This is a genomic window from Bdellovibrio sp. BIS2 (assembly GCF_055398295.1).
This window is the reverse complement of record NZ_AP035879.1, coordinates 699833-724362: the sequence shown is the minus strand read 5'-3', so window position 1 is coordinate 724362 and position 24530 is coordinate 699833. Positions and strand designations below refer to the sequence as shown.

The following is a 24530-nucleotide window of genomic DNA, read 5'->3' as shown; positions in this document are numbered from 1 at the left end:
CTAAAAACCTACAAGATATTTGCTGCCAGCTCGGCCAGCTCAGATCTTTCACCTTTGGTCAGAGTCACATGGGCCGCAATTGGATGGCCCTTGAATCTCTCAACCGCATAGGTCAAACCGCTGTTCGCGGAATCCACGTAAGGATTATCGATCTGATAGACGTCGCCCGTAAGGACAACCTTTGTCCCTCGACCGGCACGCGTAACAATTGTCTTGATCTCGTGCGGAGTCAAGTTTTGTGCTTCGTCGACGATCAGGTACTGCTTCGGAATGCTGCGACCGCGAATGTAAGTCAGAGGCTCAATGTTCAGCATCCCCTGATTGATCAATTCTTGCGCACGCCCCGCTGCTTTTTTGTCCGCACCCATCAAAAATTCGACGTTATCGAAGATAGGCTGCATCCAAGGATTCAATTTCTGCTCGATGTCACCAGGCAGGTAACCGATATCGCGGCCCATAGGGAAAATCGGACGGGACACCAGCAAGCGCTGGAACTGCCCTTGATCCAAAGTTTTATGAAGACCCGCGGCAATCGCCATCAATGTTTTACCCGTACCGGCTTTACCCACCAGGGATACAAACATGATTTCATCATTCAGCAAACAGTCCAATGCGAAGGCTTGCTCGACATTTCGGGCATGAATGCCCCAGATGGAATCAGCGGCCTGCATCAAAGGAACAATGGCCTTGTCCGCCAGGCTGTAACGACCAATCGCAGAATGATTCGGGTTCGCCGCATCTTTCATGATCACGTACTGATTGCCATAAAGTTTCACGTCTGTGATGAAGCGTTTTTCGCGATAGAAGGCATCAATCTGCTCTGGAGACACCATGATCTCCTGATAACCCTCGTAAAGATCATCACGGTTGATATCGTTGGCATCATAGTCATTGGCAATGACACCGTAAACATCCGCCTTGATACGCAGGTTGATGTCTTTGGTGATCAACTCAACCTTGTAGCGCGGGTGCTGCTTTTGCAAAGCCAAAGCTGTGTTCAGAATACGGTTGTCCGCTTTCTGATGATCCAGCTCTGACGGCATACCTGCCAGCATCAGATCCGTGTTGATGTATACCATGGTTTCGGAGTTGTCGATCTGAACACCGCTGGCCAATGAGCCCTTGGAACGAAGAACGTCGATAAAGCGGCTGAACTGACGCGCATTTCGACCGTTTTCACCCTGGTCACGTTTGAACTTGTCGACTTCCTCGATAACAGAGATAGGAATGTGTACGTCAGCCTCACCGAATCTCAGGATTGCCTGGGAATCGAAAAGGATCACGTTCGTATCGACAACAATTTTTCTGCGCTTAGCTTTGCTCAATGGACACCCTCCGTAGTTATAGTCCATGCGTGCTGCAAACTGTTTTCAGCTGCAAACACTTCACAGCTAAATTGCAACAAATCGCAGGACCAAAGTCCACGCAAAACGGCGTCCCAAAAAATAAAAAGACCCGGCGAAAAATCACCGGGCCTTTGCCACTTTCATAATATCAGGACAGGTTATCAGGAGATGTGAGAAACAAGAACGTCGCCGGAATCTGTTTTCAGACTCGCACTGACGTTTTCGATGAACTTCACAAAGTGATGAAGCGCTACATCATTCATCGTGCCTTTGACAAAACCGGCACCATGACGAACAACGCCTTCGTCTTCGATGGCACGGCTGTTGGACACAGTGATCGTGAATGGGAAGTACGTGGAGTGATTCAAATACACTCGCATCGCCACTTCATCCCCGGCCACAAAGCCGCCTTCAGCCAGCTCCAGATCAAAAGCCAAACCGTTTTCCGAAATGTCGTATAGCGCGGCCTTCAAAAGGCCCTTTTCAGGAAGTACGACAAAAGCTCCCACGAATTCAGTTAAAATTGTTCTTTTTACGTCACGACGGTCCCGGCTCAAAATTTCCTGGCGGGCCTCTGTAATGTCGAGAACTTCCGCGCGGACCTCAATTCCCTTGTTTTCCAAAGAATTCTGAGATCTTAGGCGTGGCGTAATATCGAGAACTTTCCCCATTTTTCCCCCTGTTGACTCATTTCTTATCGGCAGAATGTGTTTCAACTTTAGCCGTCTTGCCCAAAGGTCCAGTTTCGGCTTAAAATGAGACAATGGCAGTCATTAGGGCGATTCTCTGCAGTTTTATGTTCCATTTTTTGGTCATCGTGGGCCTGATCTGGCTTGCGCCCAAACTGCAACTGCCAGAACCCGAAGTGATCGAAGTCACCCTTTCCGACGAACAGAAAATCTTCAATGCCCTGAAACCCAAAGACCGCTCCGTGGTACGCCAGGCGGTGGTGCCGGAGAAAATGAAACTGCCCGAGGATGAAACTTTGGCGCGCTTTCTGTCTGAGCAAAAACAGCGTGTGAAAGAAGAAACTCAGGCAGCAAAATCCGGTATGACCCAAAACCGCAGCAACCGTGAAAGTGCGGTGAACAAACCCGAGTCCGCCCCGCCAAAAGTGGCTGAACAGAAAAAACAGCAGCACAACACCGAGGATGTCGACAAAGACGGCTATCGCAATGTGGATATTTCCAAAGAACTGGCCGAAATGAGACGCTACAACGACGGCTTTTCTTCCGTCGGCGAATCCCTGCCCACCGATGTGAAGGTGGGCTCATTCACCGCCCTGAACACAGACCGATATCTGTTTTATACTTTTTATGCCAGAGTGGAAGAGCTGATCCGCTACCGCTGGGAAACCCGCGTGCAGCAGGCCATCGATCAGTTTGATCGCATTGATCGCATCAACGCCGGGAACCGCAACTGGGTGACTCAGGCTGAATTTATTCTGGATCGCAACGGCAATCTGCGTTCGGCATTGATTATGAAAAGCTCAGGAATCAAAAACTTTGATATGGCGGCGGTGAATGCCTTCAAGGAAGCCCGCATCTTCCCGAATCCGCCGCAAGAGATGGTGAAAGAGGATGGCTACATTCACCTCGTGTTTTCTTTCACTGTGCGCTACAGCCCACCAGCTCTGGTGAACCGCAACTAAAGATCACGACTAAGGCTTGTCGCTCATTCCAACCCGGCCAACCATCGGCAGCTTCAATGCCGGTCGCATGAAATCAACCCCGAAGTTCAGGCCCAGCAGATTCAGCTCAACACCCTCGCCCAAGCCCACGGTCAGCCCCAGCATTCCAAACAAGGAAAACTGCACGCCGGTCTTGGATTCACTCCAGCCGACGATGTCCGCCTGATTGATCCAGTCCTTGCCGATAGCGTGCGGAGGAAGTTCCACCTTCAGTTCCGGCACGTTGCGGATGATATGGGAAATAAAGGTGTTGCTGTTCGGGCCCGGATAAGCGCGGTAAGTGTTTTTGTAGGCATAATCGCGCGCCAGCTTGTCGATTTGCGGAATGGCAGCTTCCGCCTCGGCACCACGCAGGTCTTCGATCAGTTCGGGCTTGGCACCAAACCAGTGACGATCCGGAATGTCCGCCTCGATGCGAACAGCCTCCAAACCTCTTTTCACTCGCCACCCGATCACGTGATAGGTCCTATAGTGATCGGCATCTTTGGCCTTGGTCGCGATCCAGGAATGAACGGCAAAGTAGCCACGCCAACTGACCGTGCGGGCCGCATACACCTGAACCACGGCGCCTTTTTCTTCCTGAGGGGTTGGCGCCAGATGTGCACTGTCCCGGGTGGCCGTGCGCCAGTCTTGCGCTTGCGATTGAAAACCCAACAACATGAAAGCAATAAAAGATCCGATGAATTTCATTTCACCAGTATGGACTAATTTTTATTTTTTTGCGGGATTAAATGCTGAGGTCTGCTCAGAACTTAAGCTTTCCGCGGAATGAATTTCAACGACGCCGAATTGATGCAGTAACGAAGTCCCGTTGGCTCCGGTCCGTCATCAAACACATGCCCCAAGTGGGAATTCGACGACGACGCTCGCACCTCGATACGAGTCATGCCATGGGAATAGTCGGCGATCTCTTTCACCGCATCCGCAGAAATCGGACGCGTGAAGCTGGGCCAGCCCGAACCGGAATCAAATTTGTCGTCGCTGGAAAACAGCGGCACTCCGGAAATCGCATCGACATAAATGCCCTGCTCATGATGATTCCAATAGGCATTCTGGAACGGACGTTCAGTGCCATTTTCAACCATGATGCGATATTGTTCAGGGGTCAGAATCTTTTTCAGCTCGCTCTCGTCAGAGGGAAGCCCGCATTTTAAAACCTTGTCAGCCATACTTTAGTTGTACCCGGTCCAGGAGCTTTAGTCCAGAGTGTGGCCGAATTCATGTCGTTCGCCACTCAACCTTGCTACTATGTGGGAATGAAGAAGTTTTTATCCCTGACCCTATTGGCCGTTCTGATTTCGACCTCTATGCCCGCTTATGCCATGTTCACAGAATTGGGCCTGTCTTACGGAAGAAAAACCACCACCTTCGACAAAGACAACTCTTTTGACTCTGAATCCATCACAGGTTCGCTGTCCCTGTATTTCCTGGAGCGCCTGGCTCTGGAACTGAGCTACACCGATGCCACGGGCCTGCGTGAAGAAAAAGCCAGTCCATCCGACGCCCGCCGTACAACGACACAAAAGTCCCAGATCCTCGGGGCGGATTTGATTTTGGTTTTTGCGGATAAAACCGCGTTGTTCCAGCCTTACATCAAAGGCGGCGGAGCGCAGATCAGCCGCTATCAGCAGATTAAAATCGAAGGTCAGGACACTTACACAATCGAACCTGAATCCGTCACCGTTCCCAGCTATGGCGTGGGCTTGAAGATCAAAGTCACTGAATCTTTGGGCATCAAACTGAGCTATGATGTATGGAAAACACCGATCGGTGACGGCCTGCAAACGGACGACAGCTCCATCCGTGCCGGTGTGACCTGGGCATTATGAGGCTGAAACTTGGCCTGACACTTCTTGCCGTCGCCACGCTGAACAGCGGATGCCAGATGGGCTATCTGATGAAGTCGGGCTATGGGCAGATGAAGCTGCTTAACAGCCGCATTCCCGTCGATGAAGCTTTGAAAGATCCAAACCTGGATGAAGGCAAAAAGAAAAAGCTGAAGCTTGCGCAGGAAGCCCGCACCTTTGCCGAAACCGAACTGCATCTGAAATCCACCAAGAACTACACCTCTTACGTAGAACTGGGCCGCCCCTATGTCACCTACGTGGTCAGCGCCGCCCCCAAGTGGGAACTGAAACATCATCAGTGGTCTTATCCGTTCATGGGAAAAATGCCTTACAAAGGTTACTTCAATGAAGACGACGCCAAGGAAGAGGAAAAATCCCTGCAGCAGGACAACCTCGACACCTACATGCGCGGCGTTTCAGCCTACAGCACGCTGGGCTGGTTCAATGATCCGATTTTAAGTTCGATGCTTCGCTATGATGACTATGATCTGGTGAACACGATCATTCATGAAACTGTGCATGCCACGCTGTACATCAAAAATTCCGCCGACTTCAACGAACGCCTGGCCACGTTTCTGGGCAACAAAGGCGCCGAGCTTTTCTATTTGAAAAAAGAAGGTGCAGACTCGCCGACACTGAAGTTGATTCAGTCTGAAAACGACGACAGCAAAGTGTTTTCGCAGTTTATTTCGGCCGAACTGGATGCGCTTGAAAAGTGGTACAAGGAACTTCCATCCAGTGAAAGATCCGAAGAAAAACGCACGCAGCGGATACAGCAGATCCAGAGTAAATTTTCTGCTGAAGTGGTGCCGCGCCTGAAGACGGAAAGCTATAAAAGATTCGCCGATGCGAAGCTGAACAATGCCCGCTTGCTGGTGTATCGCACGTATATGCAGGACTTGAGTGACTTCGAAAAGCTGTACGAACTCAGGGATCGCAGCTATTTTTCCTTCATTGAGGCCTGTCGCGGCCTAGAAAAAGTCAAAGATCCGTCCGCAGAACTCAAAAAAATGCTCTCTCCCCCGTAAGGGCTAACCCCCGAAAATCAGGCTTATTCCACAGCCTCCTGTTTAGGCAAAAATCTGCGAAATTTTCTGCCAGTTTTGTAATGTTTCGCTAAACACGTAAAACCACGATCAAAATCCAGTTCAAATAGCAGCCGAGCATTGTTAAGAATCTAACAATGCGAAATTGCTAAAGTATCATATAACCCATTCGGGCGATGTGACCCTTTGATATCATTGAAGAATTCTTTACACGCGCAGTGTGTCTCTGCTGGCGGAATAAAAAAAATACGACTAAAACTCGCTCACTTTCAAAAAACCATGTCAGGAAGCAACAGAACGTAACAGGACCCTGACAAGTCACAAAGAAACCGGAGAGAGCATGAAATTGAAGTTCCTAGGTGCTGCCCTTGTAGCACTAGCAATGTCCCTTACTGTCCACGCTGATGAATTCGATGGTGGCAGCCCAGATTACGATCCTCGTCCAAATCCACATTACACAGAAGCAGAGATCCAGAGAAAGATCGAAAACGAAATGGCCGTGGCTTGCAGAGGCAACCTTTGCTCTATCGTAGGAACTGATGGTCACGGCGAAGGCTGGACGGTGAGCTTCCAGGTTGGCTACGGCGACAATCCAAACAGCGGCGGCAACAACTTCTACATCGGCGACAGCCAGAATTCCACGAACAATGGTGGTGACTACTACGCAGGTATCACAGTGACTTACAAGAACTACTCCTGCAACTCCACGCTGCGTGTGACTCCTTCGGTTTATCGTTTCGTGAACACGTACATGTACAACATGGTGAACGCCGACGGCTCAACGAAGCGTAACTTCTCCCCTGCAGATCAAACTGTGATTCTGTTCTACACGACGATGCTGAACAAAGTCGATAACTGCAAAGCGCTGAACTAAACCCGGTAACTGGAAATACAGAGGACTCATGAACAAACTCACGTTGATCACTTTACTGATGGCCTGCACCCTGCCGGCACTAAGCCGTGCGGAAGTGCCAGCCCATCAGACAAGTCTTCTGAGTCCTCTGAAATTCACCAACCGCGCCCAGTGCGCGCTGGATTCTGAAAAGCCGACATCCTCCATCATGATCATGATTGATGGTTACAATGCCGGCAAAACCGCGAACTCCGTCGCCAAATTGCGCGGCCTGAACACGGAAGAATACAGCAACAAGGCCATGAAGGAATTCCGACTTTCGGTGGCCTACATGACCCTGAACATCATGAACAAAATGATCCGTGGGCAGCTTCCGGTGCTGCCCATGAATCTGAAAACTGCGGATCTGCCAAAGTATCTGCAGGTCAACCGCAGCTGCGAAGCCAGTGGTGGCAATTGCACCGAGTTGAATGACTACCTTTCTCAAATCTGGGCCCGCGCCGGAAAACGCGCTGAACTGCTGGCCTTTGACAGCTTCACTCAACAAAATTTCCCTCTGCATGCCTCCAAAGACCGCCTGGGCTGCTATTACATCAAAAAATTCTCGGCTCTGCAGGGGCATCTGCAAAACCCTGAAGTCAACCAGGCCAACCTGCAGGACATCGCCCTGGCCTACCTGAACGAAGCGGACTATCTGACGGGTTGCTTTAACGCCGATGACAAACTGAACAACCGTTTCGTGACCTTGCAAATCGACTGGGAAACGAATGCAAACTCCCTGGCACAACAGGGTTTCGACTTCTGGAACAGCTTGAAAATCTATCTGTCCTGGGCGTGGAGACACACCAACGAAGTTGAACAGCTAAGCCCTTCCTTCGGTCGCATCTTCCGCTCTATCGCCTTGGAAGAATCCATCATGTTCACTCCGAACGGCTGCAAGTCCATGACAAAGCCTTCCTGTGACAGCGAATATCTTTCGTCAAACAGCATCCGCGAGCTGGCTAAAATCAGCGGCCCGACGCCTGAACACTTCGACACCGTCCCGGTGGGAACGGAAGCCGAGATGCTGGAAAAAGGCGTTCGTGGCGTGAACAATGACTTCTTGGGCACGCAGTCCTTCGACAGCGCTCAAGAATGGCTGGCGAACTTCCGTAAAAATGTGATTCAGTCCCGCGCTCTGATGAAAACCAAGTATCAGGCCGCGATCACCAATTTGAACCTGTTGCAGGATCAACTGGGCGCCGCCGTGTTAAGCTCCGTGGTTTCCAAAGACATCAGCGCCCACCGTGGCAATGAAGCCATGATGAATGAGCTTTACTACATGTGCACTGAGATCCGTCTGGCCGGCGACGAGACCCTGGACTTCCTCAAGTCCGATATCGATCGCATTGCTCAGCTTAAAAACATGACTCAGATGCAGTACTCCGACCGCCGCTCTTTGCAGGAGCACGTGAACTTCTTCAACGCGGTTTCAGCTCAGGTTCTGCCCTTCTGTAACGAGCTTGAAAAACAAAACTACTGGAATAAATCCGGATACACCGTGAACAAGTCCGGCTTCGCCCCCTGGGCGAAAGAGATGATGCAGCTTCAGGCCAATCCGGAAGAAGCCAAATTCATCCCGACAGCATTCAACAACCAGCCTCTGCTGTCCTGGAACAACCAGTCTGTTGCGGGGGCCCAGGCGATCTGCTACAGCTCTGTGGACTGCACCCGCCTGATGGTGAAAAGCATGGTGGACCTTTATGCGGTTTCTACCTATGCCGATGCGCTGGTTCCCCTGGCAGGTAAAACTTCTGATCCGAATCTGTTCAACCCGTACTCTGAACTGAAAACCTGCAAAATGTACGATCCCTGGTTCCAAACCCAGCGCATGAACAAAGTGCTGATGGTGGATCTGGCCAATACCGCCCTTTTCGGCTGGAACATCCTGCCAATCTATGTGGACGTGAACTTTACCGCTCCCAAAGTGGCTTCTTTCAACCAGTTGGTGAAAGACGGTAAAATCAAATTTGATCCACGTGTGGAAAAATCCAAAATGCAAACATCTCTGGTGGCGGATTTTGGTCCTTTGCTGGGCGCACCCTGTGCGGTTTCCCTGAATAACAACGGTATCAAGAACTATAACTTCTATTCTTTCTCTGGTCTGACGGTGAATTACTGTGATTCCAAACAGTCCAATGAAGTTGTTTCCAACAATCCAAGTGATTTTGCGACCGGCGCAAAAACCGCACGTTCTTTCTGCGGCGGCTGCACCCTGAACTTCACTGCGGTGGCGGCAGCATCCACCTCCACATTCGGCGTGGTGAATCCCGCGAAGTTTGTAGTGTATCTGTTCCGCACCTTCCAGAAGTACTTCTCTGCGAAGAAAGACAAAGTAAACATCCCGAAATCCTGGGAAGTGAACGCCGCCTACGCGGCCGAAGTTTACAAAAAATACGGCCAGATCCCATCCCACTGTGTGGATCAGCTCAGCAAAGGTCTGAAATGTTTCAGAGACAGTTGTGCCGCCAAAGCCGCTGATGTCTTTGAAAAGGCCTACAACACCAAGGTTCACGAAGTTTATATCCGCGAAGATGATGACAGCCAATGGCCGCCATCCGACACCAAAGAAGCATGGATCAAGTCTGATCTGTGCAAAGGCGAAGCGGTCATTCGCTTCACCTGCAATGAGCGCAAAGTTGAAAACTTCAGAACACATTCCATGTACGGATTCCACAAGTCCTGCAGAAGAGCGATGGGGAAATAATGAGATCGATTTTGCTGTCCCTGATGCTTCTTTTGAACTCCCCAGCAGCCTTTGCCTGGTCGGTTGAATCCGCTGTCGGCACCGGTCCTCGCGGCGAATTCCAGGACACCGTCACTCTTTACTGCCGTCCCGACGAAACCCTGTGCCAGGAAGTTTGCAAATCCCAGAATTCATGCTGGAAAGAGCAGGAGCTTTGCTTCAACTGCCTGGGCACCACCAACCCGATCCTGCGCACCGTATTTACCGAGATCGACCGCCTGTACCGCAACAGTCAGCGCGTTCTGCCTGCAGCGGAAGTGGCCCGAGTGTTCACAAAGGATCACATCTTTGTGGCCGCCCAAAGCATCTATAACTTCTATTCCGCCATCGACAATCAGGAAGTGATGGCAAGATTCCAGGGACTGTGTCCGACCGGCACCGGGCAACCGCTGATTGTCCTTGAAAAAAACAAGTTTCAGGAACCATCCCGGATCAAATTCATAGTTTGCGAAGGGACCGGCCAATACAACCAGGGAATGTACGTTTTGGAGTACAACCCTCAAGTGGAAACCGGAACCAACAACGAAATTAAAGTGAACAGTAAACCTTAAAAACAGAACGTTAGATCAAAAGGAGAAAACAATGACTAACTTGATGAAATTTGCAGCGGTAGCCATGCTACTGATCTCTGCACAAAGCGCGAACGCAATCTCTTTGCGTTTCAAATTCAAAACCTTCAGCTCTGGTCCAGACATCTACGCTTGTAATGCTGGTTTGAAGCACAATGCATCCGCTCACAAAGCGTGCTACTTCGAAGACACTCAGATCGCTTGTACTGCGGGTACTTGTACTGATGCTACCTGCCACACTCGTTGCGTTTGTACTAACGACAACGGTGGTGAGTACCTGATGGACTACATGAAGGGTCAATACAGCTCTTGGAACACTGGCGATGCTAAATGGAACACAAACTGGACAGCGACTACCCGTCAAGCTGGTCAGGGTTCTTTCGCAACTTTGGTAAACCACGAAGATGCATTCTCTAACCGTATCAAAGAACTGAGCTTCAACCTTGGTTCCGAGCTTTATGGTGCTGAGTACTTCGTTGATATCTGCTACCGTGGCCCTCAGATTGAGTACTGGGAAGACAACGTAGTTGCTAACTTCAGCCTGTTGGCTCAGGTTTCTGCAACTGACTTCGTTGCTACTGGCGTTAACCCAGGTGACAACAACCCAGACGGTCCAGGTTTCAACCACGGTCGTGATGGTTTGAACATGACTCCAAACATCAAGTACACGACTTTGTCCGGCTTGACTGTTGAGTCTTACACTGTGTGCGACCTTCAAGGTATGAACACATTCAAATACGCTCGCAACAACGCTAACCAGTACAACATGCTGGATAACGAAGCGAAGTTCTCTGACTGGAATGCTCCACAAAACGGTGGCGGTGACTTCTTCACTGGTACAAACCAGCCAACCACTTTGAATGGTGCTAAAGACCTTTACAACACATGGATCAACCAAAACACAAAAACTCCACGCTTCTGCCGTGTACGTTATGTGTTCAAAGAGACAAACCATGCTGCTGCCATCAAAAACCTGAGAAAATGGCAACGTCACGGTGCTGAAATGTGTACTTACACTAAAATCGAAGAAGGCGCTGCGAACTAATCGCCCCTCTTGGTCTCTGAAAGGATCGGTCTTATGAAATTCAAAAATCTTACGGTTCTGATCCTTTCAGGGGTTGTATTTATGCTGGCAGGCGAAGCTTTCGCCTGCCGCGCTTCTCGTGACATGAAACACAATTTTGCGATCAACTTTGAATCCAATCCGCCGATCCGTATTTACGGCGATGGCGAAGGTTCGACGATCCTTCCACAAATGATCGACAAGTGCACTGAAAGTGCCGGCAGCTTCCTGATGCTTTCCAAAGGCGTCTATATGCCGAGTGATGTTTCGGATGTGGCGGATATTTCCCTTGATGGTGACCTACCGGATGAAAACATCTGCAAAATCGAAAATTCGATTTTCAGCAAGCCGATGGATCACAATCAAAAGAAATCTCTGGTTAAACGACAGCACAAATTCCTGCAGCAATGCGCCTTTGTGACCGTGGCCGAAGTCAACGGCCGCCCCCTTCGTTATAAATCCGACCAGCAATACTGCAAAACCATCCCGCAGGGTGCCAGCATGGTGCAAATGGAAGGGGAGTACTGCTTCCTGACCATCAACCCCAGCTACAATCTTTCCATCACCATGGGTTTAAAGCCTGAGTGCGCCACTCAGGAAAAAATGAAAGAACTGGGGCTTGAGTTCGGCGACATCGAAGCGGCTTTGAATTCTTATGTTGTAGGCGATGATTCCGGTCTCAGCCCTGACGTGACTGCCATTGGTTCTTCCCGCTATCGTTTTACTCTGCAGGCTCCCGCCAACATGATGGAGCTAAGCGAAGACGTGGGAATGGAAGCTCCACGCTTCCCCACCACTTACAATGCTGAATTCAACATGGGCGACCTTCAGTTCCGTCAAGCCGGTGAAGAGCGCGTGGATCTGAACATGTACCTGTCCGTGGATAACCGACAGCCTTTGTTCTGCAACCAGGCTGGCCTGTGCACGGCACCGTCTGCTTACAACATCCCGGTGGCGGCCGAAGTTGAAGTCTTTAAGGTCGGCTCGCAAAAGTCTGTCTTCATCGACGGATGGACCAGCGGCGGCACCATTCAAGGCAACTGGCAGGGGCTGATGCGCTTCCCGCAACAAAGCATTGATGGCCTGAATTTCGTCAAAGGTGAGCGCTATAAAGTGGTTGTAACCATGATTGACCCGTTTGAGGACTTCTATATCTATCTGAACAGAGCCGAGCAGTTTCTGATCGATCTGAAAGCGGCCAATGGTGTTGCGGGATTGGATCAAATCCAGTCCATTCAGCCATTGTCTGACCTGCTGGGCCTGCCACGTTTGACGGGCTTGCCGCATATTTCCTCCGGCGATCTGAATTCAGATCTGGACATGTCCCTGAGCTATTTCAAGAAACTGGGTTCCACGCGCCTGTGGCCGACTTACTATGAGCGCCTGTGCGATCCCAGCCATGGTCAGTGCTATCTTTCCGGAAAACAAAAGTTCTGGAACCGCTTCTCTGCTGAATTCACCGTGGGTGAAAAGGGGGATGGTGGCAACTTCGACTTGAATGACATCCGCGTGATCAAAGAATCCCCGCAGGGCGTGGTTATGAACAAGCAGGTGAAAACTCTGCCTCGCTACAGATGTGAGCCGTAAGAATGAAAGCACTTCTTGTCACCCTGATTGCTGTTTTTTCCTGCCCCGCTTTTGCCCAGGTGGATGTCACAGTTTCATCCAGCTCTGAGGATATTTTTGTCTGCAACGTGACCCGCACCGCTTCACCTGTGGCCCCTTCTCCGGGCTCGTTTTCGGGCAGCGTGAGCTATGAGGACCTGAGCTCTCCGGTAAGTTCACCCTGGCGCAACCGCAGTGTGGGACTGGCGCTGAATGAGGACTCTGACAAGCTGTTCTCTTTTGGCAATCAGTGGTTGTCCCGCATCACCCGCCTGAAGATGTCTTTTTCGTATGAGACCATGGGTGTCGGATACAAAGTGCACATATGCTATCTGGGCCCACTGGCTCAGTGCAAAGGCAATAATGGCAATGGCGGGGGCCATGGCTATGGCAATTGCAAAAACAATGGCAACAACGGCAACGGTGTTGGTAACGGCAATACCGGTGAAGAAGACTTCAGCGAAAGAATTTATTCATTGGCCGCCAACGTACGAAACTCTGCGAACGCCTATACTGCGGCTGCGAATCTGTACTATCGTGTGACAACGTCCTGTGATTTGCGCTCGGGTCGCACCGACACCCGCCAGGCCAATCAAGTCAGCCCCGGCGACAGTATGCAGGTGGACTATTCTTACACGACCAACTGGGCGGCCTTTGACGGAACCTTCCGTGACAACGTCATGGTCCTAAACGCCAACTGGCCACAGCGAGCCCCCAAATTCTGCGAAGTGGTTTTTGAGTTTAAAGAGGCCTCGGCCGCAGCACGCTCCAATGTTTTGACGGATAATGAAATCGAACTGTCCGTCGATATCTTCTAGGTGTGAACGTGAAAGCACTGATTATTGCCTTGATCATGTCAACCGGGTTGACGGCCCAGGCCGCCGTCTGGAATGCCCAGAATGTGTGGTCTCAAGCGCAGGAAGACCGCTATTCCCAATGGGTGGTGGAAAACTTCAAGGCCGATATTTTTTCAAATCCAGCGAATCCCTGGTACCGCATTTCCACGGATTGCGCAGATGCCGTCTATGCAGCAAGGATCATCTTTGCTTACGAGAACTCTTTGCCAGTGGCCTTCACAAATATTGAAAACATGAAGCGCAGCCTGACTCAGTCCATGACGAACTGGGATCGCCTGCCGGAAAAGGACCGCGTTCGCAAGTTCATCCAACTGGTGTCGGATCTGACCAGCACCCAGACACTGGGACATGATACGGTTCCGGTGGCAATCAAGCGCGAATACGTGCGCCCGGGCGCCATCTTTCTGAACCCCACTCTGACGGCGGAAGAGGAAAACATCGTCGGCACCCGTGGCGGACACGCCGAAATGATCATCAATGTGAATGAAAACGGTTTCATCCGCTCTTTGTATTCCACAACACCTTCCAAGGTGCGGGAACTGATCACCACGCGCAATCCTTACACCTGGCCGATCAGTCGTCTGGGTGGGTTCCGTGTCTGGAAAACGGCGACATCCCCTGCGGCGAACAATCAGCAGTTTGAAATGGCCGGATGGACCTCTTATGGACGTCCGACCCGCAAGCAGATTTACCAATGGCATGAAAGCATCAGAAAAGAACTGCGCCTCAGACCTCCGACAATCGACGAGCGCATTGATGTGGTCGTGGAAAGCATCTGCAACCTGTGGCAGGGCCGCGTGGATGCGGTGAACGCCGCCTGGAAGGCCGTGCGTGATGCCGGAGGCCGCTGCCCGTCTGCGGGTCTGCTGGATGAACACTCCACCAACCGCCGCGACGCCCGTCTGCGCGAAGCTTACGGTCAGTTGAATGACCTGATGTACTGGCGCAAGAACAACTATGAGGTGCCTGGTGCTATTGGCGACATCAAGGACGCCAAAGAGGTTCTGACAGCTTGTCATGTGATGACGGGCTTTGCCGCCAACAACGCCTGGGAATTGTTTTTAAAAATGATCGACGGCCATCTGGTCGCCGATGCCCGCTGGAGCCCGGCGGTGCGCTGGGGTGAAACATCCCGCTATGGAGGTCAACAATGTCGCTAGTGACAAGTGCTTTGGTTATGGCGTGTGTGGTCTATGGACCGGCCCAATCCCGCGACAATGTGAACAACTTCAAAATCCTGCAACCGCTGCAGATCCAGGATGGTCGTATCACCACATTGGCTCGCAACCAGATTTCGCAGTTTGAAAGTTATGACTTTAAAATTGAACAATACAATCTGGATCAGTGCCCGAACTCCATCATCGCTCGTGATTCCAAGGGTCGCTATGCTGCGGTCAAAGGGATGTACCGGGCCAATGACGGCACTTCTCAAGGGGTGTTTGTCTTTGACGATGGCAACGACGAACGCTTCAAGGCGCTGATTCATTGTCCTTACCAGTTTCAGCCCTGCGACTCTGGAATCGACGTCATTTCCGGTTGGGAGATCTTCTAAAAACAAAAAGCCGTCGAAAGACGGCTTTTTTGTTACTTCTCTTCGATCAATTTCGGAGAAGGCAGTGGTTTGGCGGTTTTCCCAGGAGTGACCTCAGGATTGGCCAGCATGGTTTTAATCCGGTTGGTCAGGTCCTGTTTGATTTGCAGATACTGCACCATGCGCTCAGGCCCCAAAAGGGGCTTTAGCTTGTCGAACTCCTCTTCATTCATTCGACCATAGCTTTGCAAAGACTTGCGATAGCGAGTCAGCTCTTCATCCTTGGATTTTGCCGTGGTGGCTTTGTTCATTTTATCGACGGAAGCCTGCAGCTCCAGATTGAACTGGGCTTTGCGTTTATTGATGTCCCGGACAATTTCAGAGAATTTCTTTTCTTCGGAGGTGTTCAGCTTCAATTCGTCGCTCATCTTCCAGATGAGAAGTTCTTCAAGCTGATTGCGTTTCTCCGCAGCTACAGCCACGGAGAAAGCCGAATTTAGACATATTAGGAATATTGGGAACAGAGTCTTCAGCAGCACGTTGTCTCACCCGAGTCAGGGTGATTAGCGTCCGCTTTCACCCATGATTTTATTGAATTTATCTACAGATAAATTTTCGAATGATTCGCGAGCTACGTCCATAAAAAAGTCAGATTCGCTCTGCGTGCTGATCAAGGTCTGGGAAATCTCCTCTGGGGACAAAAGGGCCTCAGAGACAATGCGCTCATGCCCGTCGCTCAGAAGCCCGGCTCTGGTCATCGACTGGTTTACTTTTGACACCTGCGGCATCAAAAGAACAGCGAAGGCCATCAGCGAAGCTACGCCGCTGACGGGATAAAGCCATCCTCGCCAGTGAGAGCGAAGCAGATTCCGCGGAGTCATCAGCACCGGAGCAGGTTTGATTTCCGTTGTTTCCACTTCCGCCATGATCTTGTCATGCAAACGATCGAAGAAGTCCTCGTTCATGGGCAGTTCCATATCGTCGGCGGCTTTAAGGCCTTTGCGCACTTTATCCATGCGATCCATACGGTCCACGTTGTCCATCGATTCTTATCCTTCTGCTTCCGCAAATCTTTGGTTAACCTCGAGGAAGAAGCCACCTACTTCTTCCGTCCAGTTCTTCAATTCAGCCTGCTGTTCGAATGTCTGACGAAGTTTCATCAGAGCATGTCTGTAATTCGCCTTCGCTGTATCGTATGGGCACTCCATGATATCAGCAATCTCGTTAAAGCTCAGGTCCTCGTACACACGAAGAACCAGGGCTGTTTTCTGCTTGAACGGCAGCTTCTCTACTTCATTTTTAAGTATGTCAGAAACCGCCGTATGGACGAGTGTAGTTTCGGCCTCCGCATCTACAGCCAATTGCACATCGTCGATATCCACGGTGTCGCGTTTCCACTCACGCAGTTTGTTGCGTGCCGTGTTCACGGCGATCTGGAACAACCAGCTCTTGAAAGAAGAACGACCTTCGAAGGTGTTCAGCTTTTCGTAAGCCTTGATGAACGCTTCTTGCGTCACGTCCTCAGCTGTGTCCATGTCCTTTACGAACCGCAAACTCATACGCAGCACACTTCTCTGATGTCGTTTCACGAGTTCGGAAAAAGAACGTCTGTCGCCAGACTTCACTTTTTCTACCAGTTCAAGATCCGTTACGTTTAGATCTCTCTCCATACTTTGACTCGTTTCTGTCTAAATTCGGTTAACGTTCTGAATTTTTTTCCCGAAAGAGCCATTCTGCTCCCCCCAGCACCCGGTAAATTCGCCCCCAAACCCGCGATGCCTACACTCTTTCACTAATGCAACGATGATGCCTGATTTTGAAGAGTCAAAGTGGCCCTAAATATATGAAACAACTTAGGAATTACGCATTCCGTTATAACACCCATAATCATTTCTTATGGATCAAAACCTGTACTAAGTTTTAAGCAGAGCTGACGGAAGGCAGCAGTTTTATGTCTATATATAGAGGAACTGTAAAATTGGCCAAAGCGGCCCTAGACCAAGGTAATATGAAAAAAAGCCGCAACTTTTTGGGCTGCGGCTTTAAGAATCCCAGGTTTGGAGTGTCTTCAGTAAAGTCTTGTAAGAAGCCAACCCCGGGATAAAAACTAAATTTAAGCGACGATGGTCGTACGGTTACGGCCACCCTGTTTGGACTGGTACAGCGCCTTGTCGGCACGGTCGTACACTTGAGTCCATTCAGTTTCATTTGGAAGCTTGGTGGCAACACCCACAGAGATGGTCACCGGGATCTTCTTGCCTTCAAATGTAAAGTCATGGGCTTCGATCGTCTGACGGATACGTTCGCCCACTTCACCGGCTGTTTTGGATGGAGAACCGGAAAGCAGCAGCACGAACTCTTCACCACCGTAACGAGCAAAGAAGTCGTTGGAGCGAATCAGCTTGGTGATCACGATACGGCACAGTTCCTTCAGAACATAGTCACCGCCCGGATGCCCGTAGCTGTCGTTGATCTTTTTAAAGTGATCGATATCGAAAGTCACAAGACTGAAGGGCTCGTTCAGAACTTCGGCGCGTTTCATCGCTTCAGGGCCCTTGTCCAAAAGCGCCCCTTTGGAATGAGCACCCGTCAATGCATCCTTCTGCGCACGATCGTACATCGCCGCATTGGTCATGGCTTCGATGCTGCCTTTTTCAAGGAACTTGAAGATCACGTTGCCGGTTTTGATCTGATCATTGTTTTTCAAAAGGCACGATGCCAGTGGCGGGATCACCTGACCATTCACAATGGTTTTATTGGTGGAACCCAAATCGATCACGGACACTTCACTGCCATTGACAGCGAACTTTGCGTGAGAGCGGCTCAAACTTTTATCATCAATGTAGACTTGGCTTTCCACAGAGCGGCCGATGACAATGTCACTGGCCGTGATAGGATATTGTTTACCGACGTAGCCCGGAGGGCCGATCAAAACAACAATTGCCGGCGGAACATCATCCGCCTCTTTAAGACGACCCTTGAAAGTGTCGCTGGCAACAATACTGGTTTTTTCTAAGTTGTCTGAATTGTCATCGTTGTGAGCCATAGGGAAAAGTATAAAACTTCCCCCCGTCACCTGACAATCATGCTTTCTTCAATTTCTCTTTCGCTAGTCTCTTGCCCAGCTCGACACCCGGCTGATTGAAGGCGTCGATTTCCAGGTAATCTCCAAGCCCCGCAACCACAAGCTGCCAGAACATGAACATGTAACCCAAAGAGTGTTCATCTAGGACTTTAGTCTTAAGAGTCATCGTGGACACACCACTCTGATTCAAAGCCTCTTGCGTGGCCAAACCTTCTGCCCGCAAAAGTTCACCCATCGTGCGACCTTCAAGATCCTGAGTTTCTTTGAACTGAGCTTTCTTGATACGCAAGGAACCCGCCTCGGATTCCTCCACACGCTGGAACACAACGAACTTGTCTTTGGTTCCTTCCATCACCTGCTGCAAAATCGAATGCTGATCCGAAGCCCCAACAGCAGACATCGGCGTGCTCACACGCGGAGCCGGTTTCCCCGCACGAGTCTCAGGTTTCCCCAATGACTCGGCCCAAAGCTGCTGATACCAAGCCCCGAAAGACTTCATACGAGAATTGTAAATCCAAAGCAGAGTGATCCATTCTTCACGCTTATAACTTTGCGCCACTTGCGCCATCGTCTGAGTCACAACTGCCGTGTCATTCAAAGCACGCATCGCGCCCACACGGAACTTTTCAAGGTCCAACCCCAGGAACGCCGCCGGCATCATCCCCACCGGAGAAAGCACCGAGAAGCGCCCCCCAACATCCAAAGGAATTTCACAAGTAGGAATAGAATGCTTGCGAGCCCAAGCCATCAAACTGCTGTCTTTGGTTTCAGAAATAACCACACTGTGCTTGGGAAGATTCAGTTTCTCTTCCGTGTAAATCTGATCCACAAGCTCCAAAGCACACAAAGACTCAATCGTAGTTCCGCTCTTGGAAATGAAAACCCAAGCAACCTCTTTCAGGTCCCCCAGCTCTTCAATCAAAGTCTCAAATTCCAGAGCATCCACATTGTCGACAAAGAACATATTGCGAGCACAGAACACTTCCGCAATCACCCGAGTCCCCAGCGAACTACCACCAAGACCCACGATAACAATCTTCTTAAATTTCTCTGCCAGCTCAGTCCCAACTTTATAAGACTGCTGCCACAAAGAAACCCGCTCCATCACCTGCGGAAAGCCAATCTCTTTACGTTGCAAAAACAACTTCAAAGACTCCTGACACTTCACCAAAACAGATTCATCAATTTTATGAAACGAATGCGAAATCTCCAACATAACGTGCATCTCTTTCTAAAAGTTTATCCCAACCCAGCGACGCTCCCAAAGGGAGCCAGCCCCCACGCGGCGCCCGAAGGGCCAGCCAGAAACCAACGGAAAATAAGCGGGTGATCAAAACAGTCCGAGCGCAAGGCGGAGGGGCGCCCTCGCAGCGCAGGCGTGCTCCAAGCACGTCGAAGCGAGAAGGCGACCCGACAACGCAGTCGATCGGGCTGTTTTCATCGCCCGCCTAGGAAATAGCTACGTCTTCTTCGATTTTGTGGTAACCCTTCCACTCCTTCAATCTGCCTCGCGGCCGACCTCCGTCTTCAGGGTATTCGATAAGAACATAGGTTAGTTTCGTGATCTTTCCCAAGGACACAATATCCAAAGAAGTGATCTCAGTCCATGTTCCCGTATTGAAATATTCTTTATTCTCTGACCACTGGCGATACTGGTACACGTGCGTGTGACCAAAGATGACTGTGTGCACACGGTCATCCCCCAGGATTTTACGCGCCGATTCACTTAAATCCGGAAAGATGGCGCTTTCCGCAATCACCTGAATGATACGCTTCAAAGGCCAATGACGGCGCGGATCCTTTACCAGGATGCTTTTCAGGAAATATCCCATGGCCATAAAGAACGCGCGAACCATTGTTCCGGTTTCGTTCAGGAAAGCCCAGCGGACCATTTTGCCAAAAGGACGGATCTTGTCGACGTGGGGGTAGTGCTGTTTGATTTTCAACACGACTTCCAGGAAGAAATGGGATCCAAACGGCAGGTTGAGGATCGGTTCCACCAGATCCTTTTTCAGGAAAAACTTTTTGGGGTCCATACGATTGGCGGCCTCATGCATGTGGCCGTGTTCGATATGAACTCCATCAAAGAAATAGACGATGTTTTTAAAACGAATTGGCGTCCCGATGACCTGATTCAGGTAAGCGCGGCAGGCGGGCCACAGCATTCCCTGATCGTGGTTGCCGACGATATAGGTGATGGTGTTACCGGGTTTTGCGGCGAATTCGGCCAAAGCAGTAAAGACAGCTTTATGCCCGTTCACGCAGTCTTTCAGAATTTCCAAGGTGACGGATTCGGTGATCACTGAAAGGAAGTGGCCCTTGTAATCACACTGCAGGAAGTTCAGGAAGTCCCCGTTGATAATCAGTTCGACTTCATAGTCACGATAGACACCGGTGGAATAGAAGTGAATGAATTCCACCAGCTTTTCCCCGTAATAGAATTCTTCGAGTGAATTGATTCCGCCTTTTTCCAACAGGCGGCCCTTCCCCAAATGGAGATCACTGACGATGATCTTGATTTTTTTCACGGGAGCAGGTTTCGCGACGGCGGTGCCCTCGCTACTTTCTACCTGGGAAGCGGACTCCATACTACTCAGCTTTCTTCAACGGAACGAGATTCTCTTCTTTCGCCTCCAGGTTCGTCAAAGCCAAACGCAGTGCGCGCTCGGTTCGTTTGACTTGATCCTGGTTGGCCTCGATCGTCTTGTTAAGCTCAAGACATTTCTTACGGTAATTATCGAGTTCCTGAGAGAGCTGATCAATCTTTCTTTTTTGTTCTAAAATATACTCATCTTTGGACCGAACAAGGGCGGACTTTTCCGCACGGAGCAACTCCAGGCGGTTTTCCAGTTCCCGTTCGCGGACGCGGATCTTTTTGAAGTCAGATTTTAGTCTAGTTTCAAGTTCTTCAACCTTGATACGCGCCTTGGCAACCTCGTTCTCTTTGTACTGAAGGTTCCCTTTCAGGATCAGGATCTCGCTTTGCGCGGATTCCTGCATCTCGGTTTTTTCTTTTTCAATTTCAGAAATACGGACGGTCAGATCATCAGTGCGGGAACGAATGATTTCACCAGCCGAAGCCAGCTCTTCATTTTCACCACGCAGGTGTTCCACTTCGCGTTCAAGCTCCAGGATGCGCTGCTGCGCCAGCTTCAGGTTTTCGGCCTGAGCCAGGCTGGCATCCACGGAAGTCATCACGTTGGCGGCCCCACGGCTGCCACGGAAGTTTCCGACGCTGACTTTGACGTCCACTTCGGGCTGGGATTTGCGTGAACCCACACGGGCGTTGGCAAAACCTTCAACCGCCACGGTTTTATCCGCATCAGTACCGCCCACAACAGAGCTGGTGGCGTTGAAATCCTGTTGGATGGAAACGGTTTTGTCTTCACCGGCAGGTTGCGAGCTGAACACCGGACGAGTGGAATCATCATCCATCGCCGACACAGGCATCGCATCCAGATCATCCGCGGACTGATAGCCGGCATCCGCAGAAGGACCGTTGTAACGTTCCTCTTCGCCCACGGAAGGACCCATCATGAAGCGCTCAGAAGGCGGCAGATCGCCGAAGCCTTCGGGCATTTCAAAATCGTCGGAATCGGATGACTCCACTTCAGGAATCTCCGGAGTGTTGTAAGAGCCGTCGTAAGAACTTTCATTGGACTCTGCGGAATATTCCGCGCCACCGACAAACTCTGAAGAGTCGATGTCTTTGGCAGCATCTTTCCCAAGTCCCTGTTCCAGACTGTCCCAGATGTTCCCGCCGACGCCAGTCGCATCCAGACGATTTTCATCTGTGGCAAGAGCAGGCAGCCCATTATATTCCTCGCCCGTATCGCTTGCACGATACGAGGACTCGGATTGAATCTCCTTGAGATCATCCATCAATGACTCAATCAGATTCTCTGCGGCTGAAGATTTCTTTTTCTTTTTGCTCATGTCTAAGGGAAATATCGGAATTTTCCGGACTTCCCTTTAAGTATAAAACAAAGCCGGATCAATATCAGGATCTAGGTCCGGGGTGTCTCGTATTGAGATCGTCTTTCTCGGATTTCCGGGCTTTTTGCAGACGGTCCAGCACGAAGAAGGCAACGATAAACAAACCAAGAGGGATGATGATCACCAACAGGTTCAAAAACTTCTGTGGAAGTTCCATAGGGTCTCCTTTTGATGGCGACCCTACCATCCATAAACTTCCGCCAAATCAGCGGAACCCGGTTTACTATTTAGTTTTCACTATCATAGCCTCCGCTGTTCCGTTTGTCTGCGATTTTCGGTCAAACTATGGATCCCTTATTCCATCATATTCGGACGAATCTTTAACTGAGCCTTTACTGCCCTGTAATGCGTCCGACAATTTTTAGCTGCGTCCACTTTAACTGGGCTTGAGACATATTCATGTTTTCGTAAAAACACCGTAACGTTAATATAAACAAAGGATAGTTGCATGTCTGTTGAAGTCCTCTCTCTTGAGTTCAGTGAAAGAATGGCGGGTTTTTTTGTGGCGAAGAAATTCACGCTGCAGCCCTCGTCACCGCTTGCACAATCTGACTTTCAAAAAGAATCTGAACGCTTTGATAAACTTCCTTTTGAATTCAATCTGCAGATTCATGTGCCGGACCTGGCCAAGTTTCACGCCGACAACAGCACCCCTTCCAAAGTTTCCGGCACCGTGACTGACGTTCGCTTTGGTGATGAGCTTCCCATTCTGGAAGGCCATTTTCATCTGTTCACCCGCCCGGCCGCCAGTCCCAACATGGATACCGCGAAAGAAATGCACTACACGTTGTTCTTTCAGGACCGTGAAGAAAAAAAATGGACCTTGTTTGGCTTTAAAGACGTGATCAAAGAAGACGCCCGGGAAATCTGGGAGCAAACCACGACTTTGTATTTCTATTTGTGGGAAGGCCATTCCACCTATGAAAACTTTGGGGAAAAGAAGGTTCAGGGGGTGGGTATTCTGCGCATCTCTTTAAAAGACTTCATCAAACAGATGGGAAGCTTCAAAACCAATGCAGCGAACTCTTTGGAAGACAAAGAGGCTATCTTGAAGTACTTCAAATCCTTCCTGGGAAATCTTTGGGAGGTCTACGCTCCGTTCATTTTTACCACCTCTTCGGCGCGCTGGAATGAACATATTTATCCGCCTCACACCACGCAAGGTGTGGCTTTGGGGGAAAAGACCCTGCACCCGCTGGACACCCGCGACGGCCTGAGTATTTCGATTCAGCGATTCAACTGCGGGCCACAAAAAGATGTGGTGCTGCTGCTGCATGGACTGACAACGTCAACCGATATGTTCATCATGCCGGAGCATGAAAATCTGGTGAATCACCTGCATGGCGCGGGCTACACCGACGTGTGGTCCCTGGACTGGCGCGGAAGCGGCAGATTTAACTACAACCTTTCACCGCACGGCTACACCATCGATGATATCGCCAAATACGATATTCCCCGCGCCGTGGAATTCATCCGGGAACAATGCGGAAACGACGTGCGCATCCATGTGGTTGCCCATTGTGTCGGCTCATTGGCATTTATGGCCTCTTACGCCGCCGGATATGTGACGAATATCGCAAGCATTATTTCCAATAGTGTGTCGTTGACTCCGCAAGTGCGCTGGCAATCCATGCTGAAAATGATGGTGGGTCCTGAAATCTTTGAAACGGTGTTTGGCTATGCCTATGTCAGTCCACGCATCCCTTACATGCCCGGTCGGGCCTTTGGCAAATGGCTGTACTGGATGGAAAGATCCCTGCGCAGTGAATGCCGCGAGCCCGCTTGTCATATGGTGAGCTTCATGTGGGGCTGGGGCTTCCCGGCAGTTTACAACCATCGCAACATTCATCCGGTGACTCATCGTCGTCTGATGGACCTGTTCGGCGGAACAAGTTTCCACTATCATAAGCACATCCGCAAAATGCTGCTGGCTCGTCATTCGCTGTCGTTTGATGGTCAGATCAACTACCTGGAAAAAATGAAACTTCAGGAAATGCCACCCACTCTGCTGATTTCCGGGGGCGACAATCACATCTTCCCCGGCTCAAATAAAAAGACCTATGAAGAATTAAAGACCACAAAAAACGCCGACCGGGTTCAATACAAAGAGTTTTCCCAGTACGGGCATCAGGATGTTTTCATGGGACAGTACTGTCATACCGAGGTTTTCCCGCAACTGGTGGAATTCCTGAAACAGCATTCTTTGCAACAAACTCCGGCCGCCGAAAAGCCGAAACTGCGCATTGCCTGAGGTTCT

The 24530-nt window shown here is 50.3% G+C and carries 24 protein-coding genes; 12 read left to right on the top strand and 12 right to left on the bottom strand.

Features of this window, described 5'->3' with window-relative positions; all coding sequences use genetic code 11:
* Window positions 1–8: 8 nt before the first annotated feature.
* Together ACZ520_RS03510 and ACZ520_RS03505 are read right to left on the bottom strand one after the other, a co-directional pair.
* Window positions 9–1352, bottom strand: coding sequence for a PhoH family protein (locus ACZ520_RS03510; protein WP_088566167.1), 1344 nt, complete (start codon window positions 1350–1352; stop codon window positions 9–11).
* Between the two features lie 155 nt (window positions 1353–1507).
* The gene (locus ACZ520_RS03505; RefSeq protein ID WP_088566168.1) at window positions 1508–2017 is read right to left on the bottom strand and encodes a PilZ domain-containing protein; all 510 of its coding nucleotides are present in this window, start codon (window positions 2015–2017) and stop codon (window positions 1508–1510) included.
* A 92-nt stretch (window positions 2018–2109) separates the two neighbouring features.
* On the opposite strand from ACZ520_RS03505, the gene ACZ520_RS03500 reads away from it, so the two are divergent.
* A complete protein-coding gene (locus tag ACZ520_RS03500) occupies window positions 2110–2997 on the top strand; it encodes an energy transducer TonB family protein (protein ID WP_464127570.1) in 888 nt (295 codons plus the stop codon).
* A 9-nt stretch (window positions 2998–3006) separates the two neighbouring features.
* On the opposite strand, the gene ACZ520_RS03495 is transcribed toward ACZ520_RS03500, so the two are convergent.
* Both ACZ520_RS03495 and msrB read right to left on the bottom strand, forming a co-directional pair.
* On the bottom strand, window positions 3007–3726 hold the full coding sequence (locus tag ACZ520_RS03495; RefSeq protein WP_088566170.1) for a DUF3750 domain-containing protein: 720 nt from the start codon (window positions 3724–3726) through the stop codon (window positions 3007–3009).
* Window positions 3727–3788: 62 nt separating this feature from the next.
* On the bottom strand, window positions 3789–4205 hold the full coding sequence (gene msrB, locus ACZ520_RS03490) for a peptide-methionine (R)-S-oxide reductase MsrB (protein WP_374032097.1): 417 nt from the start codon (window positions 4203–4205) through the stop codon (window positions 3789–3791).
* 87 nt (window positions 4206–4292) lie between these two features.
* Between msrB and ACZ520_RS03485 the strand changes: the two genes are divergently transcribed.
* From ACZ520_RS03485 to ACZ520_RS03440, 10 genes are all read left to right on the top strand, one after another.
* A complete protein-coding gene (locus ACZ520_RS03485) occupies window positions 4293–4865 on the top strand; it encodes an outer membrane beta-barrel protein (RefSeq protein ID WP_088566907.1) in 573 nt (190 codons plus the stop codon).
* On the top strand, window positions 4862–5911 hold the full coding sequence (locus ACZ520_RS03480; RefSeq protein WP_464127569.1) for an aminopeptidase: 1050 nt from the start codon (window positions 4862–4864) through the stop codon (window positions 5909–5911). The genes ACZ520_RS03485 and ACZ520_RS03480 overlap by 4 nt, the downstream gene beginning before the upstream one ends.
* 358 nt (window positions 5912–6269) lie before the next feature.
* Window positions 6270–6803 (top strand): protease, encoded by a 534-nt coding sequence (locus tag ACZ520_RS03475; protein WP_088566173.1) that lies wholly within the window; start codon window positions 6270–6272, stop codon window positions 6801–6803.
* Window positions 6804–6831: 28 nt separating this feature from the next.
* A complete protein-coding gene (locus ACZ520_RS03470) occupies window positions 6832–9528 on the top strand; it encodes a hypothetical protein (protein WP_374032095.1) in 2697 nt (898 codons plus the stop codon).
* Window positions 9528–10118, top strand: coding sequence for a cation-transporting ATPase (locus ACZ520_RS03465; protein WP_464127568.1), 591 nt, complete (start codon window positions 9528–9530; stop codon window positions 10116–10118). Before ACZ520_RS03470 ends, ACZ520_RS03465 begins: the two co-directional genes overlap by 1 nt.
* A gap of 31 nt (window positions 10119–10149) precedes the next feature.
* A complete protein-coding gene (locus ACZ520_RS03460) occupies window positions 10150–11181 on the top strand; it encodes a protease (RefSeq protein WP_232468721.1) in 1032 nt (343 codons plus the stop codon).
* Window positions 11182–11214: 33 nt separating this feature from the next.
* Complete coding sequence (locus tag ACZ520_RS03455) at window positions 11215–12786, top strand: hypothetical protein (protein ID WP_464127567.1); 1572 nt, start codon at window positions 11215–11217, stop codon at window positions 12784–12786.
* A 2-nt stretch (window positions 12787–12788) separates the two neighbouring features.
* Window positions 12789–13622, top strand: coding sequence for a pilus assembly protein (locus ACZ520_RS03450; protein ID WP_464127566.1), 834 nt, complete (start codon window positions 12789–12791; stop codon window positions 13620–13622).
* An 8-nt stretch (window positions 13623–13630) separates the two neighbouring features.
* Window positions 13631–14821 (top strand): hypothetical protein, encoded by a 1191-nt coding sequence (locus ACZ520_RS03445; protein WP_464127565.1) that lies wholly within the window; start codon window positions 13631–13633, stop codon window positions 14819–14821.
* On the top strand, window positions 14812–15213 hold the full coding sequence (locus ACZ520_RS03440; RefSeq protein WP_232468725.1) for a hypothetical protein: 402 nt from the start codon (window positions 14812–14814) through the stop codon (window positions 15211–15213). Before ACZ520_RS03445 ends, ACZ520_RS03440 begins: the two co-directional genes overlap by 10 nt.
* Before the next feature lie 32 nt (window positions 15214–15245).
* On the opposite strand, the gene ACZ520_RS03435 is transcribed toward ACZ520_RS03440, so the two are convergent.
* From ACZ520_RS03435 to ACZ520_RS03400, 8 genes are all read right to left on the bottom strand, one after another.
* A complete protein-coding gene (locus ACZ520_RS03435; RefSeq protein WP_374032090.1) occupies window positions 15246–15674 on the bottom strand; it encodes a hypothetical protein in 429 nt (142 codons plus the stop codon).
* Window positions 15675–15755: 81 nt separating this feature from the next.
* Window positions 15756–16235: a hypothetical protein gene (locus ACZ520_RS03430; protein ID WP_374032089.1), complete on the bottom strand. Its 480-nt coding sequence runs from the start codon at window positions 16233–16235 to the stop codon at window positions 15756–15758.
* 6 nt (window positions 16236–16241) lie between these two features.
* Window positions 16242–16862, bottom strand: a complete 621-nt coding sequence (locus ACZ520_RS03425; RefSeq protein WP_011163302.1) for an RNA polymerase sigma factor — start codon at window positions 16860–16862, stop codon at window positions 16242–16244.
* A 443-nt stretch (window positions 16863–17305) separates the two neighbouring features.
* The gene (locus ACZ520_RS03420) at window positions 17306–18238 is read right to left on the bottom strand and encodes a diguanylate cyclase (RefSeq protein ID WP_041583460.1); all 933 of its coding nucleotides are present in this window, start codon (window positions 18236–18238) and stop codon (window positions 17306–17308) included.
* Between the two features lie 37 nt (window positions 18239–18275).
* Complete coding sequence (locus ACZ520_RS03415) at window positions 18276–19493, bottom strand: glucose-6-phosphate isomerase (RefSeq protein ID WP_088566180.1); 1218 nt, start codon at window positions 19491–19493, stop codon at window positions 18276–18278.
* A gap of 232 nt (window positions 19494–19725) precedes the next feature.
* On the bottom strand, window positions 19726–20805 hold the full coding sequence (locus tag ACZ520_RS03410) for a metallophosphoesterase family protein (RefSeq protein WP_157678792.1): 1080 nt from the start codon (window positions 20803–20805) through the stop codon (window positions 19726–19728).
* A gap of 61 nt (window positions 20806–20866) precedes the next feature.
* A complete protein-coding gene (locus ACZ520_RS03405; RefSeq protein WP_416479439.1) occupies window positions 20867–22213 on the bottom strand; it encodes a hypothetical protein in 1347 nt (448 codons plus the stop codon).
* 64 nt (window positions 22214–22277) lie between these two features.
* Entirely contained in the window at window positions 22278–22430 is a 153-nt protein-coding gene (locus tag ACZ520_RS03400) for a hypothetical protein (protein WP_157678793.1), read from the bottom strand.
* Between the two features lie 291 nt (window positions 22431–22721).
* Here ACZ520_RS03400 and ACZ520_RS03395 point away from each other — a divergent pair, with 291 nt between their 5' ends.
* Window positions 22722–24524, top strand: a complete 1803-nt coding sequence (locus ACZ520_RS03395; protein WP_464127564.1) for an alpha/beta fold hydrolase — start codon at window positions 22722–22724, stop codon at window positions 24522–24524.
* The last annotated feature ends 6 nt before the right edge of the window (window positions 24525–24530 follow it).

Excerpts from the sequence above, each read along its gene's own strand:
- ACZ520_RS03510 (WP_088566167.1), bottom strand. The coding sequence starts at position 1,352 with ATGGACTATAACTACGGAGGGTGTCCATTGAGCAAAGCTAAGCGCAGA.
- ACZ520_RS03505 (WP_088566168.1), bottom strand. The coding sequence starts at position 2,017 with ATGGGGAAAGTTCTCGATATTACGCCACGCCTAAGATCTCAGAATTCT.
- ACZ520_RS03500 (WP_464127570.1), top strand. The coding sequence starts at position 2,110 with ATGGCAGTCATTAGGGCGATTCTCTGCAGTTTTATGTTCCATTTTTTG.
- ACZ520_RS03495 (WP_088566170.1), bottom strand. The coding sequence starts at position 3,726 with ATGAAATTCATCGGATCTTTTATTGCTTTCATGTTGTTGGGTTTTCAA.
- msrB (WP_374032097.1), bottom strand. The coding sequence starts at position 4,205 with ATGGCTGACAAGGTTTTAAAATGCGGGCTTCCCTCTGACGAGAGCGAG.
- ACZ520_RS03485 (WP_088566907.1), top strand. The coding sequence starts at position 4,293 with ATGAAGAAGTTTTTATCCCTGACCCTATTGGCCGTTCTGATTTCGACC.
- ACZ520_RS03480 (WP_464127569.1), top strand. The coding sequence starts at position 4,862 with ATGAGGCTGAAACTTGGCCTGACACTTCTTGCCGTCGCCACGCTGAAC.
- ACZ520_RS03475 (WP_088566173.1), top strand. The coding sequence starts at position 6,270 with ATGAAATTGAAGTTCCTAGGTGCTGCCCTTGTAGCACTAGCAATGTCC.
- ACZ520_RS03470 (WP_374032095.1), top strand. The coding sequence starts at position 6,832 with ATGAACAAACTCACGTTGATCACTTTACTGATGGCCTGCACCCTGCCG.
- ACZ520_RS03465 (WP_464127568.1), top strand. The coding sequence starts at position 9,528 with ATGAGATCGATTTTGCTGTCCCTGATGCTTCTTTTGAACTCCCCAGCA.
- ACZ520_RS03460 (WP_232468721.1), top strand. The coding sequence starts at position 10,150 with ATGACTAACTTGATGAAATTTGCAGCGGTAGCCATGCTACTGATCTCT.
- ACZ520_RS03455 (WP_464127567.1), top strand. The coding sequence starts at position 11,215 with ATGAAATTCAAAAATCTTACGGTTCTGATCCTTTCAGGGGTTGTATTT.
- ACZ520_RS03450 (WP_464127566.1), top strand. The coding sequence starts at position 12,789 with ATGAAAGCACTTCTTGTCACCCTGATTGCTGTTTTTTCCTGCCCCGCT.
- ACZ520_RS03440 (WP_232468725.1), top strand. The coding sequence starts at position 14,812 with ATGTCGCTAGTGACAAGTGCTTTGGTTATGGCGTGTGTGGTCTATGGA.
- ACZ520_RS03430 (WP_374032089.1), bottom strand. The coding sequence starts at position 16,235 with ATGGACAACGTGGACCGTATGGATCGCATGGATAAAGTGCGCAAAGGC.
- ACZ520_RS03425 (WP_011163302.1), bottom strand. The coding sequence starts at position 16,862 with ATGGAGAGAGATCTAAACGTAACGGATCTTGAACTGGTAGAAAAAGTG.
- ACZ520_RS03420 (WP_041583460.1), bottom strand. The coding sequence starts at position 18,238 with ATGGCTCACAACGATGACAATTCAGACAACTTAGAAAAAACCAGTATT.
- ACZ520_RS03415 (WP_088566180.1), bottom strand. The coding sequence starts at position 19,493 with ATGTTGGAGATTTCGCATTCGTTTCATAAAATTGATGAATCTGTTTTG.
- ACZ520_RS03405 (WP_416479439.1), bottom strand. The coding sequence starts at position 22,213 with ATGAGCAAAAAGAAAAAGAAATCTTCAGCCGCAGAGAATCTGATTGAG.
- ACZ520_RS03400 (WP_157678793.1), bottom strand. The coding sequence starts at position 22,430 with ATGGAACTTCCACAGAAGTTTTTGAACCTGTTGGTGATCATCATCCCT.
- ACZ520_RS03395 (WP_464127564.1), top strand. The coding sequence starts at position 22,722 with ATGTCTGTTGAAGTCCTCTCTCTTGAGTTCAGTGAAAGAATGGCGGGT.